The organism is Paenibacillus sp. FSL H8-0283, from assembly GCF_045040675.1.
Classification (GTDB): Bacteria; Bacillota; Bacilli; order Paenibacillales; family Paenibacillaceae; genus Paenibacillus; species Paenibacillus amylolyticus.
In genome coordinates this window covers 6475126-6494658 of the sequence record NZ_CP150295.1, presented here as the reverse complement: position 1 = coordinate 6494658, position 19533 = coordinate 6475126, and the positions used below count along the sequence as shown (strand labels likewise).

Here is a 19533-nt window from a genome sequence, read left to right as displayed (position 1 = left end):
ACTCCCCGTGACGTTAATCCCACGGAGAGTTCAATGTGGCTGCTGAATTTGGTAATCAGCATAGCCTGTTGAATTAGTTATTGAGTAGGAATATGTAGTGCTCGATAATGCATCGGTGTTGTGTCTCTTATATATGGTTAGTCATTTGAGTTAAGTTCATCGTAATCGGATCTATTCCGCCTTCAGCAACATGGATTCAATAAACACTTTCAGATCACGGCTTACACTGTTCAACTGATCAATGACCTCGCTGAACTCGGTTACCAGCACCGCCTGTTGGTTGCTAGACTGTGAGATGGATGTGATCTCCTGCTCCATCTGCTGAATGGAATGCTGAACATCTTTCAAGGAACGTTCGATATTCACCGTAGCTTCTTTGGTACCTGTAGAAAGTTTACGCACTTCAGATGCAACGACGCTGAATCCGGCGCCTGCTTCACCTGCTCGGGCCGCTTCGATGGCTGCATTCAGGCCGAGCAGATTGGTCTGTTCCGAGATTTCACGGATGAATGCGGCGACTTTGTTCACTTCGCCTGAGTTCTGCACAGCCATGCGGGTATTATCCAAAATCTGCGTGGAAGATGCCGTCAATTGCTCGGATTGGGCGGCTACCGTCTGCACCATATCTGTTAATTTTCCGCTGATACCACCGATCAATTCAGTGAAGTGCTCCAGTTTTTCCTCGTTCTGAAGAGAGAAACCAATGGCAAGTGTGCCCACGATATTTCCTTGTTCATCCCGAAGTGGGGTGGCCGCCGAGTTGATTGATGTGCCATAGAATTTTGCATCAATACGGTTCGCTGAAGTTTCCCCATGTATAAGTGCCCGGCGGAGTGTAGGGTCATCGAGGGAAACGGGGTCTCCTGCCTTGATGCCCAGATCGAGTTCATTGCTCGGGACATAATACCAGAACTTCTCGGTATCGGTTACTGCAATCATGATATCGTGTTCTTTCAGCATAATTTTAAAATATGGACTTGCTGCAACGAGTGCTTCAACGATGTTCAATAAGGTTCAGCTCCTATAATGTATGTGTATCATCTAGATGTATTGTATACATCGTCAGAATGAGGTTGATCTTGAAGGCCTGATAAGGGCATAACGTATATTAATTAAATTTTCAACAAATGAAACAGGAGAATTGATGATTTTCAGAAATTTATGAAAATATAACGAAAAAGCAGACAAGAACATCATGTTCTTGTCTGCTTTGGCTATCCATTTATGCCTTATGACACGCTCCACTTCACGTTATGAAAGCTGATTTACGTAAGGGGTCACCGCGCCAGCGTTACCTCATCCGTTGTGTGAAGAGGTCATCTTGACGGTAAACATATATATCGATATGCAGGAATACGCGGTTGAGTTATATTGCGTACTGTTGCTATCCGCCAATCTGGGACATGCGCCGTACCGTCGGCGTGTGAGATTGCATTTTTTGTTCCAAAGCCAGAGCCATCTCATGATTCTTCGGTTTCGTACCCAGCGCTTTGAGGAAAAGTGCCGCCATGGCATTCGGATCATCCACGAAGCGGCGGACATTATACTCATCTGACCAGTAGAGGCAAGCTTTGATATGTCCATCAGCGGTCAGCCGAAGTCGGTTGCAATTGTCACAGAAGTGATCGCTCACGGGATGAATCAATCCAAATGTGCCTTCGGAGCCCGCAATTTTCATATTGCGTGATGGGCCATTGCCCGCAGGGCCTTTTGTATTTTCTACCGTCCAGCCTGCTTCAGCACATACATCTGTCACGGCTTCCAGCGGCAAATAAGATTTGCGCCATGAATCCGAAGCCTGTCCAATCGGCATATATTCAATAAAACGCACATGAAGAGGTTGATCAATCGTCATTGCAATAAAATCCTTGATCTCATCATCGTTGATACCCTTCATCAGCACAACATTCAGCTTGATCGGAGCAAGGCCAGCGGCAGTTGCAGCTTCAATGCCTTTCAGCACCTTGTTCACATCTCCGCCGCGGGTAATCATGGAGAAGCGATCAGCGCGCAGGGAATCCAGACTGATGTTAATCCGGTTCAACCCAGCATCTTTCAACGCCTGAGCTTGTTTGTCCAGCAGAAGAGCGTTGGTAGTCAGAGCAATATCGTCAATCCCGTCAATTGCCGAGATCATGCTGACGAGCTTGTGCAGATCCTTCCGTACCAGCGGTTCGCCCCCCGTGAGCCGAACTTTACGCATGCCCATGGGAGCAAGCACTTTCAGCACCTGTGCAATCTCTTCGTAGCTCATAATCTCATCATGTGGAGCAAACTCCATACCCTCTGCGGGCATGCAATACACACAGCGTAAATTACAGCGGTCCGTAACAGAAATACGGATGTAGTCATGTATCCGGCCAAATGAATCCTGAAGCAGTTCCATGCAGACCACCCTTTCATCGGTTCAGATTGGAAATCTTCTATTATAAATGATACGACAATTTCAAAAGGAACAGTTGCATCAAATTTTAGCTATTTCTCCAATCCGCGTCAACGATGACGTCAGATGACAGCATTTTTGGCGGGGTGATTCAGATGGAATTGTCCCACGAGTTGTTGCAGAAAAACCGTAATGGCTTCCACGTTATGCGAAGAATGCTGAACCTGCAACATATCACGGATCAGCTCCATCATTTCTGCTTCTACCTCGGCAGAAGTCGCCCGATTTTGATGACTAATTGCAGCAATATTCTCCATCAACATGACCACTTGATCCACGACTTGTGTGCGTTCAGGTTCTTCAGCGGTAGCATTTTGCAAAAGTTGCGAAGCGGCCTGAACCAGTGTTGTTCCTTCAGCCAGCACCTGATCACCCTCTGTGATTAATTGGGATGCCGCTCCTGCTGCCGTTGAGATTCGGTCCAGAATCTGATGAATATTTTCAGTTGAAGAGCGGGATAACTCGGCTAGCTTGCGGATTTCCCCTGCCACGACCGAGAACCCTTGGCCATGTTCGCCCACGCGTGCGGCTTCAATGGTAGCATTCAGAGCCAGCAGGTTGGTCTGAGCTGAAATTTCATCAATGACAGCCAGTGCACGGTAAATCTCTTTCATGGTATCCATGAAGGACAGGATGGTACGGTTAGTATCGGATACCGCTCCTGAGATTTGGGTCATTTTATCGCCGATTCGTTCCACTTCCTGCTGGGCCACGCTGATCTGTTCGGTAGCAGAGGTCTCCAGTTGTTGCAGCGTTATGCGCATGTGATCAGCAGCGATCTTGGCCTGGTCGAGATCTTCCAGTTGGGTGCGAATGGCCTGAATCATCGAACCAAGCTTGTGGTTCACACGTTCAGTCGTGCCTTGGGTTGTCTCTGTTGAAGTTCGCATCTGATACTGGTTGTCCATAACGTCTACCGTGGCAAGTTGTACCTTCAGCATAATGCCTTCCAGAGAGTCAATCATGTTGTTGATCCACTTCGCCAGTTCACCTGATTCGTCTTGGGCAAAAGCAGACGTGTCCAGGCGCTGGGTCAGATCACCCCTGCCTTCGGCGTTAATTCGAATAAATCGGCTGATGCGACGCAAGTCTTCATGAACCCGTCGATATTGGCTGCGATGCAGCTGTAATGCAGTGAAGAATCCAAATAACACGTTAAAAGCGGCCATTGCTGCCGCGCTCCAACCACTACCAGTGAAGGCATAGACAAGAGCTGCTCCTGCAACGCCTGACAAAAGCGTGAAGAGACTGTGTTGCTTGAACTGGCGCCAGCCGATGCTTCGTATCCGATACACTTCCTCCAGATCCCCTTCACACATCATGCCCCAGCGATCAGGACAGTGTGGCAGCTGGAAGGTGATGCCTTTGCCGATCACAGAAATATGGCGGTAATCCGAGTAGCCGGGAAAGGCTACGAACAGATTGGAACCATTCTGAATGGTGTTTGCTACTCCGGGGTGTAGTTCTCCGGTCGATGGATCAGTGAACATGAGTTCCAGCTCGGTATGCTCCTTAACGGAAACGATACCCCATTCGGTGGTGACACCATCTTTGAGATTTTCCCCATGTGTAAAGGTACGGTCTTCGAATCGACTTCGGGATAAGGCGGTGCCGGGTTGCAGATGGGGCCGTAATATCGACTCAGCCATAAAGAGGTAATTGTCACCGGAATCGGGATAGATATGACCTGATTCTCGTTGGATCAGGTCACCGAGTACATCCCCGGGAACACGGCTGCATAATGAACCGACATATCGACCTTCCTGCAGGATTGGGGAGATAAACAGCAAGGTGACATCATCGTGAAAAGCGGACGAGCGGGGACCAATATCCAACGTCAGTGGATCAGAATATGGACCATACAAGCATTTTTTGCCATGACGATCTGCTCTGGAGTATTTCAATCCTGGTCCAATTAAAGCTTCGTAATCTTCATAGATCTGTCCAATATGTTTCTTATATGTAGAGAATACCACCTGATTCTGTTCGTTCAGCATGAATAGCTCCGTACTGTCTACGGCTCGAATATAACTGGATTGAAACCATGTATCTAGTTTACTTCGTTGCTGTGAACCTTGTAATACATCTTGTAATCGGACCGACTGTATCTGTTGAAGCAAACGATCCAGGTGATTCCATTGTTCATCTGCCCAGTCCATCATAAGCTGCCGTCTCGTTTCGGCAATTCCCTCAAAAATCTGTTCGACATCTTCCTTCATATGTGCGTTCAACCGATATGATCGCCACAGCGGCAATCCTTTTCTCCATCCCAGCCAATCAAACATCATGACCACCCCGATTTCTGGATTCTCTATTCAATCTTTATACAAGAAAATGAGCAAGAATACGAGGGCATATGTCATATTTTCCGAATATTTAATCAATAAATACAAATGATTGTGCGCTTGTTGTTAGGTGAAATGAATGTTAGCTATCTACGAAGAAAACTCACATGTATGTATCTGAGAATCCGTCTCATTTTACATTGTGTAACATGAACAGGCCCATACTCAAAACACACTGTATAATGTAATCCCCGCCCAAAGCGATATAGTATTATCTAACAAGCAAAAGCTGTTACGTTTGTGTATATAAACCTCCCATTCAGCCTTGGTGTGCAATGAAAACAACTTCCCACAAAGGAGAATGCCCATGTCCTCCATATCCTCAGCCACAGTCCCCGAAGCCTGCCATATTGATGTAGATCATGTGTCCGTTGTTTTTGGTACAGGTACACAACAAGTGACTGCCTTGTCGGATGTTACATTCCAGATCCAGTCCAATGAGTTTGTCTCTCTGCTGGGCCCTTCCGGCTGTGGCAAGTCGACCTTGCTCCGGCTGGTGGGTGATCTACTTCAACCTACCTCAGGCACCGTACGCATTGCAGGTCAGGAGCCTGAGCGGGCTCGGCTACAGCGACAGTTCGGCATCGTTTTCCAAACACCCGCCTTGTTCGATTGGCGCACCGTTCGTCACAATGTGGAATTGCCCTTGGAACTGCTGGGTACCCGCCGGAAGGAGTGCCGCCGCATTAGCGGTGAACTACTTGAAATGGTGGGGTTAACCCGCTTCGCAGACCATTATCCATGGCAGCTCAGTGGTGGGATGCAGCAACGTGTATCCATTGCACGTGCACTTGCACTTGATCCGCCATTGCTGCTCATGGATGAACCCTTCTCTGCCTTGGACGAATTCACGAAAGAAAAGCTTCAATTGGAGCTGCTTGAGATCAAGCGCTCAACAGGCAAGACCTTCCTCTTTGTCACACACAGCATCCCCGAAGCCGTATTTCTGTCCGACCGGATCATCGTGCTCTCGGCACATCCGGGGCAAGTACATTCCATTCATTCCGTCAATCTGCCTTCCGAACGTCATAGTGAACTGAGAGAAACGGAAGCCTTCTACCACATGATCACAACCATTCGCAACTGCTTCTACGAGGAGCGTGATGAATCTCATGTCCCTGCGGTTCTTTAAACCGGGATATCGATCCTGGGTTGTTATCTGGATTATGGCCATATTGGTGCTATGGGAAGGAATCGCCTGGATGCTCCAACTGTTCCTGTCACCTCAGCAGGCGGCGTCTCGCCTTCCTTATCTGCACGAAGTCCTTGCAGCCTTGTTTCGTTACTCGAGTACGCTCGCAGAGCAGGGGGCTGTCACGTTTGGCAATGCAGCCATTGGTTTTGGAGGGGGAACGTTGCTTGGTCTGGGTCTGGCTCTACTCATGAGCGGGGCCGTCTGGCTAGAGCGCACGTTATCTCCATATGTTGTCTCCTCACAGATGGTTCCGGTTATTGGTCTCGCACCAATTGTGTACGGGATCATCCACAATGCGGAGTGGGCCCGAATTGTTATGGCCGCGTATGTCACTTTCTTCCCGATCATCATCCATACGTTGAAAGGATTGAAAAGTGCAGCACCAGAGCATCTGGAACTGATGCGTTCCTGTGGAGCTTCACTGACTGCACGATATATCAAATGTCTGCTACCCTCAGCACTGCCGGGACTATTTTCTGGTATGAAAATAGCCGCTCCGCTGGCGGTGACCTCCTCCATCGTTGTGGAATTGATGGGCGCCCCCGACGGGCTCGGCGTCCTGATGGTCAGTTCGTTATATTACGGCCATGCCCAAGTTGGCATGTTCTGGGCCACCATCATGCTTAGTATTGGCATTGGCCTGATCTCGTATCTGGCCATCAGTCTGGCTGAACGTTGGCTAACCCCTTGGCAGCCTGAATTCAGGGCGAAAGGAGGCGATGCCACATGAGTGAAGGTAGAGTTTTGCAACGGAAGCGTGATGAAGGTGTGGCTATTGCTGCTGTAACTGGCGCGGCTACGCCCCTCACGGGTTCACAGATAACATCTGCTCCAGGATCAGAAATTCACGGACAACAGGGACAAGCCGAAAAGGCCAGATTGGGTACCAGCGTTCGCAGGCGCTCAATTGTACTGAGTATGCTTCCTTGGGGTGCGGGTGTGTTGTTTCTCGCCCTCTGGCAGCTCAGGGTGTTTCATTGGATATTTTCGTTGGAAAGCTACCAACTGCCCGTGCCTTCCGCCATTGCGGCATCCATTCAGGAAAATGCCAATATGCTCTTTCGATATGCGATGTACAGCGGAACCGAAATGCTGGGAGGTTTTTTGCTCGGTTCATTGTTGGGTGCTCTGGCGGCAGCGGGTGCATCGTTCTTTCCAACAAGCGGCAGGGCCGCGGTTACGGTTCTGTCTGCACTTAATGCTGTTCCGATCGTGGCCCTTGCCCCGATTATGAATAATTGGTTCGGTGATGGGATCTGGTCCCGTATTGCTGTTGTCACGGTGATTACAATGGCCGCCATGGCCGTCAGCCTGTTCAAAGGCCTGACTTCCATTCAGCCGCAGTACAGTGATTTGCTGAGTGGCCTTGCCGCGAGCAGGATGCAGTTTTTTTGGAAACTGAGACTGCCTCACGCGTTGCCCTCCCTCTTTGCCGGTCTGAAGATCAACATGTCGACCAGTATTATCGGGGCCATTGTGGGTGAATTTTTCATCGCCTCCCAGGGGCTGGGGTACTTGCTCTCGGATCAGATTCGACTGGCAAACATGCCCTTGGCCTGGTCCTGTATTGTCATCGCCGCCGCGCTCGGTATTGTGCTGTATGAAGCAGTTGTCTTGGCAGAAAAACGACTCATTCCGTGGAATCGTGCACGCATAAATCCATAACTTACATCAGGGTATCAACCATCCATAGATATTAATACCTGATAGAGGTTGTTCAAAAAGTCCACGGTACTGAAAAGCAGACTTTTTGAACACGGACTGATGCTTGATAAATCGTATATAAACAGGGGGTTGTTCTGTACATGTACAAAACGTTGAAGCCGGGTTTGCTGGTATTGGTCCTGTTGGTTGTTATGATGCTGAGCGCATGTTCTACGAAGTCCGAGCCGGCGGCTGAACCTGCCGCTGCGAGTTCAGGAGGGACGGGAGAAGCAGATCAACCGTTAACCAAAGTGAAAATTCAGCTGAAATGGGTGCCGCAGGCGCAATTTGCCGGGATCTATGCAGCGAAGGAAAAAGGTTTTTTTGCAGATGAAGGCATTGATGCCGAGATTATTCCGGGTGGCCCGGATATCGTGATTGAGCAGCAGGTGGTCAATGGCGCGGCCGATGTGGGGATCACGGGAGTAGACAGTCTGTTAGTCAGCCGGGATAATGGCCTGCCGCTCGTCTCGCTCGCTCAGATCTCGCAGAAGAGCAGTTATCGTTTGATTGCCAAGAAGTCCCTAGGCATTACTGATCCGGCTCAGATGAAAGGTAAGAAGGTCAGTACCTGGTTTGGCAGTCAGCAGTTTCAGGTGCTCGCGTTCATGGAGAAGAATGGCCTAGATCCGAAGAAAGATATTGAACTGGTGAAGCAGGGGTTCACGATGGATCAGTTTTTCAATGATCAGGTAGATGTGGCGACGGCAACAATCTATAACGAATATCACGTGGTGCTGGAAAGTGGAATGAAAGAATCCGATCTGGATGTGTTCAACATTGAAGATGCCGGTGTTGGCATGCTAGAGGATACGCTGATTGCCAAGAAAGATTGGGTAGACAGCAACCGTGAGCTTGCGGTTAAAGTGACTCGTGCCATTTTGAAAGGCTGGAACTACGCCATTGATCAACAGGATGAGACGGTGGATATCGTGATGAGTAATGTGACGGATGGTAGCACCACTCGTGAGCATCAGGTAACAATGCTGGAAGAGATTGCAAAGCTAATTCGCCCGGAAGGATTTACGGAGCAGCAAGTCGGCAGTTTTGTGGATGAGTCTTTTGCCCGAACTGCAGATATTGCACTGAACTATGGCTTGATCAAAAAAGCCGCCAACCTGGATGAAGCGCTGGAGAAGAGTATCTATGAAGAAGCTGTGAAATAAGCGTGTGGAGGAGGATGACGAATGAGTTCTGTAGATCAGCAGCCTCAGCCGCTTGGCGGTACGAAGGAAGAATGGCTGGAGAAGGATCGCAAATACGTGTGGCATCACATCTCGCCTCATAACGATCATCCAATGATTGCGGTAAGTGGGGAGGGCAGTTGGATCACCGATCAGGATGGTACACGTTATCTGGATGCGATGTCGGGACTGTGGTGTGTGAATGTGGGCCATGGCCGGGAGGAGATCGCGAGGAGTGCCTACGAACAGATGAAAGCACTCGCTTATGTACCGATGACGCAGAGTCATGAACCGGCGATTTTGCTGGCGGAGAAGCTGAATGAATGGCTGGAGGGGGAGTATCGAATATTCTTCTCCAACTCAGGTTCAGATGCGAATGAGGTGGCTTTCAAAATAGCCCGTCAGTATCACCATCAGAATGGTGAGCCTACACGGCATAAATTCATCTCCCGTCACCGTGCGTATCACGGCAACTCCATGGGCGCACTGGGCGCCACCGGGCAAGCCGCTCGCAAGATCAAATACGAGCCACTCGGCGTAGGTTTCTCTCATGTTCCACCACCGTATTGTTACCGCTGTCCGTTTGGACGAAACAAGGATGGATGCGGACTCGAATGTGCAACCATCTATGAAGAGGTGATTCGTTGGGAAGGTCCTGAGACGGTTGCCGCAGTAATTATGGAGCCAGTGATTACAGGAGGCGGCATGATTGTGCCCCCGCCGGATTATATGCGTACCGTGCAAGAGATCTGTCAGCGCTATGGCGTGCTGCTCATTGTGGATGAGGTAATCTGCGGTTTTGGTCGCTCTGGGCAGAAGTTTGGTCATCAGAACTATGGTGTACAGCCAGATATTGTGACGATGGCAAAAGGCATGACCAGTGCCTATTCGCCGCTATCGGCAACGGCCGTGCGAGCCGATCTGTATGACACGTTCCGCGAACCCGGACCGGATGCCCATTTTCGCCATGTGAATACATTTGGCGGAAATCCGGTGTCCTGCCGGGTGGCACTGGCAAATCTGGAGATTCTGGAACGAGAGAATCTGGTCAGCCGGGCGGAAGAACTGGGATACCTGCTTCGTGAGAAGCTGGAGCCACTACTGGAGCTGTCCATTGTGGGGGATATCCGTTCATTCGGATTCGCCTGTGGCATTGAATTGATTGAAGCAGACGGATCTCCTGCGGAGGCGGACAAAGTAATGAAGGTACTCGCCAGTTGTAAAAGGGATGGCATCTTGATTGGCAAGAACGGCGATACCGTGCCGGGGTTTGCGAACATATTGACGATTTCCCCACCATTTGTCACCACCGAGGATGAGTTGGATCTGATCGCTGGAAGTTTGCTCATTGCGCTACGTAGTCTGGTCGCAGGTTAGTTGCCATACACAGGTACGACAGGCGTTTACGGTTTAGCAAGCAAAATGAAAATTTTCATATCATTACGCGAAAATAAGCGCAAGGAGGCGAGGAAGGATGCAGACCACAACAGGCAAAGTCATTAATCAGCTTCGGCTGAATGAGCGAATTGAGCAGTTGTCACAGATTGGCCGAATCGCGGAGACGGGTGTTTGCCGACTTGCCCTGACCCCGGAAGATATGGATGGCATCATACAAGTTCGTCTCTGGATGGAAAATGCCGGTCTGACGACACGACTTGATCCCTTCGGTAATCTGATAGGTCGTCTGGAAGGTGCGGATCAGTCGTTGCCAATCCTCATGATTGGTTCCCACATCGACTCTCAGCCGTATGGCGGTCGATATGATGGAGCGATTGGTGTGCTCGGTGCACTCGAAGCCGTGCAGTGCCTGATTGAAAATGGCATTCAGCCCCATATGCCAATTGAGGTAATTGCCTTTTGCGATGAAGAAGGTTCCCGTTTTAACAAAGGCCTGTTTGGCTCACGTGGTATAACCGGTCAGTTGGAAGAAGGCGAACTGGAGCGGCAGGATAAAAACGGAGTGACTCGCCGAGAGGCGCTGGAAGCCTTCGGCTGTTCTCCTTCGGATTTTGAAGAAGCGATCTACCCGACAGGTTCCATAGGCAGTTATCTGGAGCTGCACATTGAGCAGGGGCCGGTGCTGGAAGCGTTGAATGCACCAGTAGGTCTGGTGACGGGCATCTCGGGTCCGTTGTGGTTTACGGTGACGATGAAAGGCATGGCGGGTCATGCCGGCTCCGTTCCGATGGGAATGCGGCATGATGCTCTGGTAGGCAGCGCCAAAGTCATTGCGGCTTTTGACGATATGGTGAGAGAAGACCCGGAAGCCCCAACCGTAGGTACGGTGGGAAGTTTGAGGGTGTTTCCAGACTCACGGAACATCATTCCGGAGGAAGTCAGCTTCACGGTTGATTTACGAGACATGGAGATGGAGCGCAGGAACCGGCTTGAAGCCCGATTAATGAACATTTTGGATGACGTGAGTTTCCGATATGGTCTAACCTACTCGCTGACAGAGGATACGAATAGTGAGCCGCGGTATTGTGCAGAGCCAATCAAGTCGGTGATTCGTTCATCCGCGGAAGAGATCGGGGTTACTTTGCCAGAACTGATGAGTGGTCCGTTCCATGATGCGTTGGCCCTTTCGCTTGTGTGTGATTATGGCATGATCTTTGTCCGCAGCAAGGACGGCATCAGTCATCATCCCAGCGAATATTCCTCCCCGGAGGATATTGGACTCGGAACGGAAGTATTGTATCGCACCATTCGGAGGATGTGCAGTGGAATGAACCAACCAATCATTTTACCTGAGGAGGCGTTGTGACGTTATGGGCAAAATCAGCATCGGATTAATCCAGGCTTCCCATGAGATTGAAGGTTCGGCTCCCGTTGAGGTACACAAAGAAGCTGCGGTTCAGAAACACATTGCGCTGGTCCGTGAAGCTGCTGCACGAGGGGCCAAGATCATCGGATTGCAGGAAGTATTCTATGGGCCGTACTTTTGCACAGAGCAGAATCCCAAATGGTATGCATCCGCTGAACCGGTGCCGGAAGGACCGACGACCAGACGTTTTCAGGAGCTGGCAAAGGAGCTTGCGGTGGTGATTATTTTACCTGTATACGAGGTGGAGGGAATTGCTTCGTATTACAATACGGCAGCCGTTATAGATGCGGATGGTACGTATCTGGGCAAATACCGCAAACATCATATCCCGCATGTGGAAGCAGGTGAGGGCACGAATGGGTTCTGGGAAAAGTATTATTTCAAACCAGGTAACCTTGGGTTTCCGGTATTTGATACGGCCTACGCTAGAGTCGGCGTGTACATCTGTTATGATCGTCATTTTCCGGAAGGCGCACGATTGCTCGGGTTGGCGGGGGCGGAGATTGTTTTCAATCCGTCCGCTACGGTTGCGGGTACATCGGAATATCTGTGGAAACTGGAACAGCCTGCTCACGCGGTAGCTAACGGCTATTATGTAGCGGCCATCAACCGGGTTGGCGTGGAAGCGCCATGGAATATGGGTGAATTTTATGGACAGTCGTACTTGGTGGACCCGCGAGGCAGAATGGTAGCGATCGGCAGCCGGGATCAGGATGAGGTCGTCATTGGCGAGATGGATACGGAGATGATTCGTGAGGTGCGTAATGTGTGGCAGTTCTACCGCGATCGCAGGCCGGAAACGTACGAACATCTGGTTAGTCTGTAAAAGTAGCTGGAAGCTGCGCGGATCAAACTTCAGGAGGTGCATGACATTGATGAACAGCTCAGGAACAACGTTATCCGATTATGGGTGGGAGAGTCGTTTTGCCGAGATGAAACCCGCCATGACAGGAAGGGAAGCGATGGAGGAGTCAAACCGCTGTCTGTACTGTTACGATGCACCTTGTATCAAAGCCTGTCCAACCGACATTAATATCCCTTCTTTTATTAGCAAAATATCAACAGGGCACCTGAAAGGATCGGCCCGCACCATCATGGATGCAAATCCGGTTGGAGCCAGCTGCGCACGTGTCTGTCCCACAGAGGAATTGTGTGAAGGCGCATGTGTGCTGAACGAATCGTCGAAGCCGATTCGCATTGGTGACTTGCAGCGTTACGCCACCGACTGGGCGCGGGCGAAGAATGAGCCGTTATTCCAGGCAGCACCTGCCAATGGGAGAACCGTTGCTGTTGTGGGAGCGGGGCCAGCAGGACTGTCGGCAGCACGTGAACTGGGGCGTGCAGGATATGAGGTGACGATCTATGAAGCAAAACCCAAAGGCGGGGGGCTGAACACGTACGGCATCGTATCCTTCCGTTTGCCCGAATCGGTTGCGCTATGGGAAGTGGAGCAGGTGGAGGCACTTGGTGTACAGATCCGTTATGGGGTGCGTATCGGTGTGGATATCCCTGCTTCGCAGTTGCTGGAGCAGCATGAAGCGGTCATTCTAGCCTGTGGCATGGGTTCAGTACCTATGCTGGGCATTGAAGGGGAGACACTCGAAGGTGTCTATGATGCGATTGAACTGGTGGAGTCTACCAAGCAAGGTGTTCCACCCGCTTTGAATGGTCTGAAGGTCGCCGTTATTGGCGCGGGTAATACGGCGATAGATGCAGCAACCTGTTCGGTACGTCTTGGTGCCGAGTGGGTGCAGATGTTATATCGGCGCGGGGAAAGCCAGATGACGGCGTATGCGTTTGAATATACGTTTGCCAAGCAGGAGGGTGTGGAGTTCCGCTGGTTTACCCTGCCGCAGCGTATCATTGGAGACGAGAACGGTCGGGTTCAAGCTGTGGAATGCGTGAAAATGGAGCTAATTACCCCGCCTGGTGGTGGGCGTGCGTTGCCCGTGCCTGTGGAGGGATCGGAGTTCATGATTGAATGTGATACGGTCATCCGGGCGATTGGGCAGCATCGGTTATTACCATTAATCGAAACGTTTGGGCTGCGTCACCAATGGGGCGTCGTTGAGATCGAACCGCATACGTATCGTACCTCGCATCCTCAGATCTATGCGGCAGGAGATGTCATTTTTGGTCAGGGCCAGGGTGAGGCGATGGTTGTCTCGGCTGCACAGCAGGGTAAGCTGGCTGCCGCCGCAGTCATGAAGGCATTACCTGGACAGGTGGAAGAGACGGCGTGAGCAGCGAGGGAGACAAGGGAAAGTGGAGAGTACACGGAAACCGTGGAATGGAAGGGTGTAAGGAGTGATTACGGGTGGGAGGGCGCAAGGGACTGCTAGAGTGATATAGGTGTAGATCAGATCTGAGCAAGAAGTGTGGGTACATCAAATTCTCGTGTACCTGACACGCTAACGAACCCTACACACCTTATAGTGGCAATTACCGAGGATTGGAAAATCTAACGAATCTCACACGTCTTATGTTGACGAACACCTGTTGAAATGAAGCCGAAATGAGCTACTACAGCCAAATAAGACTTTTACGATTCGTTAGATTTTGAAAGTGCCGCTAATGAGCCCAATAAGAGCTGTACAGTTCGTTAGAATTTAGGTGCTATCCAGAAACACCATTACTACGCAGAGATCCTGAGCATGACCAAATATTCCAGTGTAACTATATAAGTTGAACTAATCATTTACACGATAACGGAGAGGACAGAAAAAACCTGAAAAAGCAAAGCGTTCGCCTTTATCCCCGGATTTTCCCTTTCGGAAAAGGGAATCAAAAAAATCTGGGGATAACAGCGATTGGAAGGTTATTCTGTCATCGTAGTGTCAGTGTAAATAATCTTTAGTTCAACTTATATAGTAAGTTCAAACAACACCAAGGAGGGATCGTTATGGCTGACTTATCCATTAATCTGGCAGGTATTCGATCACCCAATCCATTCTGGCTGGCTTCTGCACCACCAACCAATACGGGATATCAGGTTCAGCGTGCGTTCGAAGCGGGCTGGGGTGGCGCGGTGTGGAAGACACTGGGTGAGCCGATTATCAATACATCCTCCCGTTTCGCGGCGGTCCATTTTGGTGGGCAACGGGTGGCGGGGTTTAACAATATTGAATTGATATCCGATCGTCCACTGGAAGTGAATCTGCGGGAGATTGCCGAGACCAAGAAACGCTTCCCGGACCGTGCGGTTATAGCTTCACTGATGGTGGAACCTACGCGGGAGAAGTGGCATGAGATTGTCAAAAAGGTGGAGGCTGTTGGCGTCGATGGCCTGGAGCTGAACTTTGGCTGCCCACATGGCATGGCCGAACGTGGTATGGGAGCTGCCTCTGGTCAGCAACCTGACCTGGTCGAACTCCAGACGATGTGGGTGAAGGAAGTGGCGACCACACCGGTGATTGTGAAGCTCACGCCGAATATCACGGATATTACGGCGACAGCCCGGGCAGCTGTACGAGGTGGCGCGGATGCGATCTCCCTGATCAATACAATTAACTCCCTGGCAGGTGTGGATCTGGATTCGTGGAATACCGTGCCCCATGTGGGCGGCAAAGGAGCGCATGGTGGATACTGTGGCCCAGCTGTGAAGCCAATTGCACTGAACATGGTTGCGGAGTGTGCACGTAATCCGGAGGTGGGTGTGCCAATCTCTGGCATAGGCGGCATATCTGATTGGCGGGATACCGCAGAGTTTCTGCTCATGGGCGCTACAGGGGTCCAAGTATGTACCGCAGCGATGCATCATGGATTTCGCATTGTGGAGGACATGATTGATGGGCTGAATGATTACTTGGATGAAAAGGGTCTGAGCAGTGTAGCAGAACTGGTAGGTCAGACGGTTCCACGTTACTCGGATTGGGGCAATCTCGATCTGAACTACAAAGTGGTCGCCCGCATCAACCGCGATGTCTGCATCAATTGCAACAAATGCCATATTGCTTGTGAGGACACCTCGCATCAGTGTATTGATATGTTGACCGACCCGTCCGGCTCCTATCTGGAAGTGGTGGAAGAGGACTGTGTTGGCTGTAATCTGTGTTCGATTGTTTGTCCGGTGGATGGGGCGATTGAGATGGTTGAGCTTGTGCCTGAGCAGGAACCTGTAACCTGGAATGAACGTCAGTCTGCGATTGCGATGTTGCAATCGGTTAGAGATCAATCAACCAAGGAGGCGATATCATGAGTACCCGCAAATTGATTCGTAACGGTGTGTTGGTCACAGCGTCAGATACCTTTGAAGCAGATATTTTGATCGAAAAGGGTAAAATCACACAGATTGGCATCGGACTGATGCCTGACGAACGAACGGAGGTTGTGGATGCAGCGGGCTGTTACGTCATTCCGGGCGGGATCGATCCGCATACGCATCTAGATATGCCCTTCGGTGGAACGGTAACGGCGGATGATTTTGCGACGGGAACGACAGCGGCAGCCTTTGGTGGTACAACAACGATCATTGATTTTTGTCTGACACAAAAAGGCCGTCCATTAATCGAATCTCTCCAGGAGTGGCATGCCAAAGCCGAGGGTAAAGCCGCCATCGACTACGGTTTCCATCTCATGATCGGCGAGATGAATGATCAGGTGTTAGAAGAGCTGCCGCAGATCATTGAAGAAGAGGGTGTGTCATCCTTCAAGGTGTTCATGGCGTATAAAAACCAGTTTCAGGCGGATGACGGGATTCTCTTCCAGACGTTGCAAAAGGCAAAAGAGTACGGCGCACTCGTCATGGTTCATGCCGAGAACGGGGATGTCATTGACCTGCTGGTTCGACAGGCGCTCGCCGAAGGGCGCACGGAGCCGATTCATCATGCGCTGACTCGTCCATCCATGCTGGAGGGAGAAGCAACAGGGCGTGCGGCGCGTCTGGCTGCACTTGCGGATTCACAGCTGTATGTGGTGCACGTGACCTGTGCGGAAGCAGTGGAGCAAATTGCGCGTATGCGTGAAATGGGCTACCGGATCTGGGGGGAGACCTGTCCTCAGTATTTGACACTGGATCAATCGATCATGGATCAGCCGGACTTTGAGGGTGCAAAGTATGTTTGGTCACCTCCGCTGCGGGAAGCAGCACATCAGGAAGTGCTGTGGAATGCATTGAAAAGTGGTCAGTTGCAGACGATTGGCTCCGATCATTGCTCGTTTAATTTCAAAGGGCAGAAGGACTTGGGCAAAGATGATTTTAGCAAAATTCCTAACGGGGGGCCTGTCATCGAAGATCGTCTCAGCATTCTGTATTCCGAAGGTGTAGTCAAAGGAAGGATCACACTGAATCAGTGGGTTGATCTATGTTCGACAAGAGCGAGCAAGTTATTTGGACTATTTCCGCAGAAAGGGACTCTCGCTGTCGGGACAGACGCGGATATCGTTATTTTTGACCCCTCTGTAAACAGGGTGATCTCGGCAGATACGCATCATATGAACGTGGATTACAGTGCATTTGAAGGTATGCAGGTACAGGGATGTCCGGTGACGGTGTTGTGCCGCGGGGAGTATGTCATTCGAGATCGGCAGTATACCGGAACAGCAGGGGCAGGCCAATATGTGAAGCGCAACAAGTATGATGCAGGCGCGCTCATACCGATGAAACATCCTGTGACGGCAGTGAATGGAGGGAGAAGCTGATGTCGGATCATGATGTGTTTGAGACCGAGAGGATTGCCATAGAGCGAATGGTTGCACAGGGTTATCGGATCTATGCGGTACGGGAACATCTGGAGGGTGCTCACGTCATATGGGGGCACCCGGATCTTCCCGAAGAGAAACAAGAGCAATACGTAGGCACGGCGTCTGGACGGAAGTGGTTCAGTCACATCCTGATTCGCCAGCTTCAGGAGCAACGGGGAGCGTAGACCATACTGAAGCTCTTCATGCGATCGGGCCGTGTACGTACTCATAAGCGTAGATGGCAAGTTCGATCGCGACCCTTTTCTCGGGGAGGATATAGTCTTCTCCCAAAAGGGCTTCGATTTTGTCCAAACGGTGATACAGTGTCTGTCTGACGATATATAGAGCGGTGGCCGTCTCTTGCTTGGAGCAGCACAGGACCAAATATCGCTTGAGGGTCCGCAGCAACTGACCTCCTTTCTCCACATCGTAACGAATGAGCGGCCCCAAATATTCTTCGATGAAATCATCCAGATTGCCACTCTGCTTCATACTAGCGATGATGCGGTAACAATGAAGATTACTGTAAAAGGGCTGCTGCATCACACCGATGTCCTTCTGAATTCGCAGTGTCTCCTTCGCGGATTCCAGACTATCCTTGAGACGGGAGAGGTCTGTGCAGTTATGACTGATACCGATCAAGCCTGAGAAGAGGCAGTGGGTCTGTTCCTGCTCGTGCTGCTGTAGCTGTTCGATGCAGCGCCAGAGACTGCTTTTGCGCTGAGATCCAGGTAGTGGGTCGAGAATGATAAGAATGATCTGGTGGTTCAGAACGGTGCTGTAGAGGGTGAAGTTCTCCCGAGCAAATACCGACCGGGCGACGATGTTACGTTGGATCAACAACTTCTGAAGTCTGATGCTATCTGTGTATGCTGGATTGCTGTCGAATAAAATAATAGTGGCTTTGCTCGTTGCGAGAAGGGGATTAACGGTAGATATATATTCATGGACTTCCTTCGTGGAGTGGTATCCGTTAAGCCAATCAATGACCCACATATCTTCTTTGTAGCGGCGTTTCTCTTCCATGTATTTGGTTCGCATCCAGTCCTGAGCAATCGCGGCCGCGCATCGTTCCAGTGCCTGAATGACGAATTCATCCGAAGGTTTGATCGGTATGCTTGAATCTTGATCCGTCAGCTTTTGATGCATCAGCACAAGGTCGGCAAAGGTGTAGTCCAACGCCTGAACAGGCATGCTGATCACATCCAATGTGTTATCTGACAGCTGCATTAAATTCGGAATATCCTCCCCCGCCAAATGTTCCCGCTGCAAAAACCAATCCTGCCGACGAGTCTCCAGCTGCTCTGGAGGGCAGTAGGGAACGGCACTTGCTTCCCCTTCAAGTGGATATAACGCCACGGCACATCCGGTTGTTCGTGACAATAATCGAAGCAGAGGTTGTACGCCATCTCCATTCAGAAGAAGTTGGTTAAAGGAGGTGGTGAGACTATCGAGTTCAGCGATCATTCGCTGATGACTGCGAATCAGGGTGAAATGCAGGTCTTGCGTAATATCGATATAACGGACTTGTTCGTGGAACCAGATCAACGGAAAATCAGCTGCTACTGCAATTTCTTTCATAGCCCCGAGCTGTAACTTGGTGTGATCCCCCAGTTCCATACAGAGTCCGGCAGCCCCACGTGCAATTAACTGACGCAGAAAAGACAGGCCTTGCTGCTCACCCTCCTGCCAGCCAATGCCTGTTGTCAGCACCAATTCCCCGCCATTGAGCAAGTCCCCCACCTCGGGAACCTCCATGATATGAACCCAGCGAACATACCGCTCCAGCGCACGATCACTGGCCAGGACTTCTGCCTTGCGAAACACAGGACGTTTTAACATGTCTCTGACTTGAATATGAAGCGTTGTCTCCCCCACACAACCACCATCCTTCCCCAATCACATGTGATCTATCTGGAGTCTGGAATCCGTCAACTTGCATAATTAATCCATATTATAAGTCTATTTACAGCCAATGGGCTGAAATCTAACGTTCATTTGTTTCAAATGACAAATGGGACTGTTCTTTTTGTGATTTTGATTAAAATAAAGAATTTATATGTCAGTCTATGTCTCGTGTGAATTACATAAAAAAAAGCCCCTTAACATCACATCGGAATTCAATCATTCCAATATGCGCTAAGGGGCGAGAAGCT

Annotated in this window: 15 protein-coding genes; 11 read left to right on the top strand and 4 right to left on the bottom strand. The window is 50.3% G+C overall.

The window, feature by feature from the left end:
- Positions 1 to 171: 171 nt before the first annotated feature.
- The 3 genes from MHI52_RS28585 to MHI52_RS28575 all read right to left on the bottom strand — a co-directional run bounded on the left by MHI52_RS28585 (position 172) and on the right by MHI52_RS28575 (position 4731).
- Complete coding sequence (locus MHI52_RS28585; RefSeq protein WP_076319250.1) at positions 172 to 1008, bottom strand: methyl-accepting chemotaxis protein; 837 nt, start codon at positions 1006 to 1008, stop codon at positions 172 to 174.
- 376 nt (positions 1009 to 1384) lie between these two features.
- Positions 1385 to 2386 (bottom strand): GTP 3',8-cyclase MoaA, encoded by a 1002-nt coding sequence (moaA, locus tag MHI52_RS28580; protein ID WP_076253648.1) that lies wholly within the window; start codon positions 2384 to 2386, stop codon positions 1385 to 1387.
- Between the two features lie 119 nt (positions 2387 to 2505).
- Positions 2506 to 4731, bottom strand: a complete 2226-nt coding sequence (locus MHI52_RS28575) for a methyl-accepting chemotaxis protein (protein ID WP_405158047.1) — start codon at positions 4729 to 4731, stop codon at positions 2506 to 2508.
- A gap of 364 nt (positions 4732 to 5095) precedes the next feature.
- On the opposite strand from MHI52_RS28575, the gene MHI52_RS28570 reads away from it, so the two are divergent.
- From MHI52_RS28570 to MHI52_RS28520, 11 genes are all read left to right on the top strand, one after another.
- Positions 5096 to 5920: an ABC transporter ATP-binding protein gene (locus MHI52_RS28570; protein WP_100528372.1), complete on the top strand. Its 825-nt coding sequence runs from the start codon at positions 5096 to 5098 to the stop codon at positions 5918 to 5920.
- Complete coding sequence (locus MHI52_RS28565) at positions 5901 to 6713, top strand: ABC transporter permease (protein ID WP_405158046.1); 813 nt, start codon at positions 5901 to 5903, stop codon at positions 6711 to 6713. The genes MHI52_RS28570 and MHI52_RS28565 overlap by 20 nt, the downstream gene beginning before the upstream one ends.
- Positions 6710 to 7648 (top strand): ABC transporter permease, encoded by a 939-nt coding sequence (locus MHI52_RS28560; protein WP_405158045.1) that lies wholly within the window; start codon positions 6710 to 6712, stop codon positions 7646 to 7648. Before MHI52_RS28565 ends, MHI52_RS28560 begins: the two co-directional genes overlap by 4 nt.
- A 140-nt stretch (positions 7649 to 7788) precedes the next feature.
- On the top strand, positions 7789 to 8853 hold the full coding sequence (locus tag MHI52_RS28555) for an ABC transporter substrate-binding protein (protein ID WP_405158044.1): 1065 nt from the start codon (positions 7789 to 7791) through the stop codon (positions 8851 to 8853).
- A gap of 21 nt (positions 8854 to 8874) precedes the next feature.
- Positions 8875 to 10248 (top strand): aspartate aminotransferase family protein, encoded by a 1374-nt coding sequence (locus MHI52_RS28550; RefSeq protein ID WP_405158043.1) that lies wholly within the window; start codon positions 8875 to 8877, stop codon positions 10246 to 10248.
- A 97-nt stretch (positions 10249 to 10345) separates the two neighbouring features.
- Positions 10346 to 11635: a M20 family metallo-hydrolase gene (locus MHI52_RS28545; protein ID WP_405158042.1), complete on the top strand. Its 1290-nt coding sequence runs from the start codon at positions 10346 to 10348 to the stop codon at positions 11633 to 11635.
- Between the two features lie 4 nt (positions 11636 to 11639).
- Positions 11640 to 12521 carry a nitrilase-related carbon-nitrogen hydrolase gene (locus MHI52_RS28540; RefSeq protein WP_405130929.1) on the top strand — a complete coding sequence of 294 codons (882 nt, stop codon included), beginning with the start codon at positions 11640 to 11642 and terminating at the stop codon, positions 12519 to 12521.
- Positions 12522 to 12570: 49 nt separating this feature from the next.
- The gene (locus MHI52_RS28535; protein ID WP_076253640.1) at positions 12571 to 13938 is read left to right on the top strand and encodes an NAD(P)-dependent oxidoreductase; all 1368 of its coding nucleotides are present in this window, start codon (positions 12571 to 12573) and stop codon (positions 13936 to 13938) included.
- A 659-nt stretch (positions 13939 to 14597) separates the two neighbouring features.
- Positions 14598 to 15893 carry an NAD-dependent dihydropyrimidine dehydrogenase subunit PreA gene (gene preA / locus MHI52_RS28530; protein WP_076319240.1) on the top strand — a complete coding sequence of 432 codons (1296 nt, stop codon included), beginning with the start codon at positions 14598 to 14600 and terminating at the stop codon, positions 15891 to 15893.
- Positions 15890 to 17335, top strand: coding sequence for a dihydropyrimidinase (gene hydA, locus MHI52_RS28525; RefSeq protein ID WP_405158041.1), 1446 nt, complete (start codon positions 15890 to 15892; stop codon positions 17333 to 17335). The genes preA and hydA overlap by 4 nt, the downstream gene beginning before the upstream one ends.
- The gene (locus MHI52_RS28520) at positions 17335 to 17562 is read left to right on the top strand and encodes a hypothetical protein (protein ID WP_047840726.1); all 228 of its coding nucleotides are present in this window, start codon (positions 17335 to 17337) and stop codon (positions 17560 to 17562) included. Before hydA ends, MHI52_RS28520 begins: the two co-directional genes overlap by 1 nt.
- 16 nt (positions 17563 to 17578) lie before the next feature.
- Here the strand turns inward: MHI52_RS28520 and MHI52_RS28515 are convergent, their stop codons facing one another.
- Positions 17579 to 19255: a PucR family transcriptional regulator ligand-binding domain-containing protein gene (locus tag MHI52_RS28515; protein WP_308600310.1), complete on the bottom strand. Its 1677-nt coding sequence runs from the start codon at positions 19253 to 19255 to the stop codon at positions 17579 to 17581.
- Positions 19256 to 19533 lie beyond the last annotated feature (278 nt).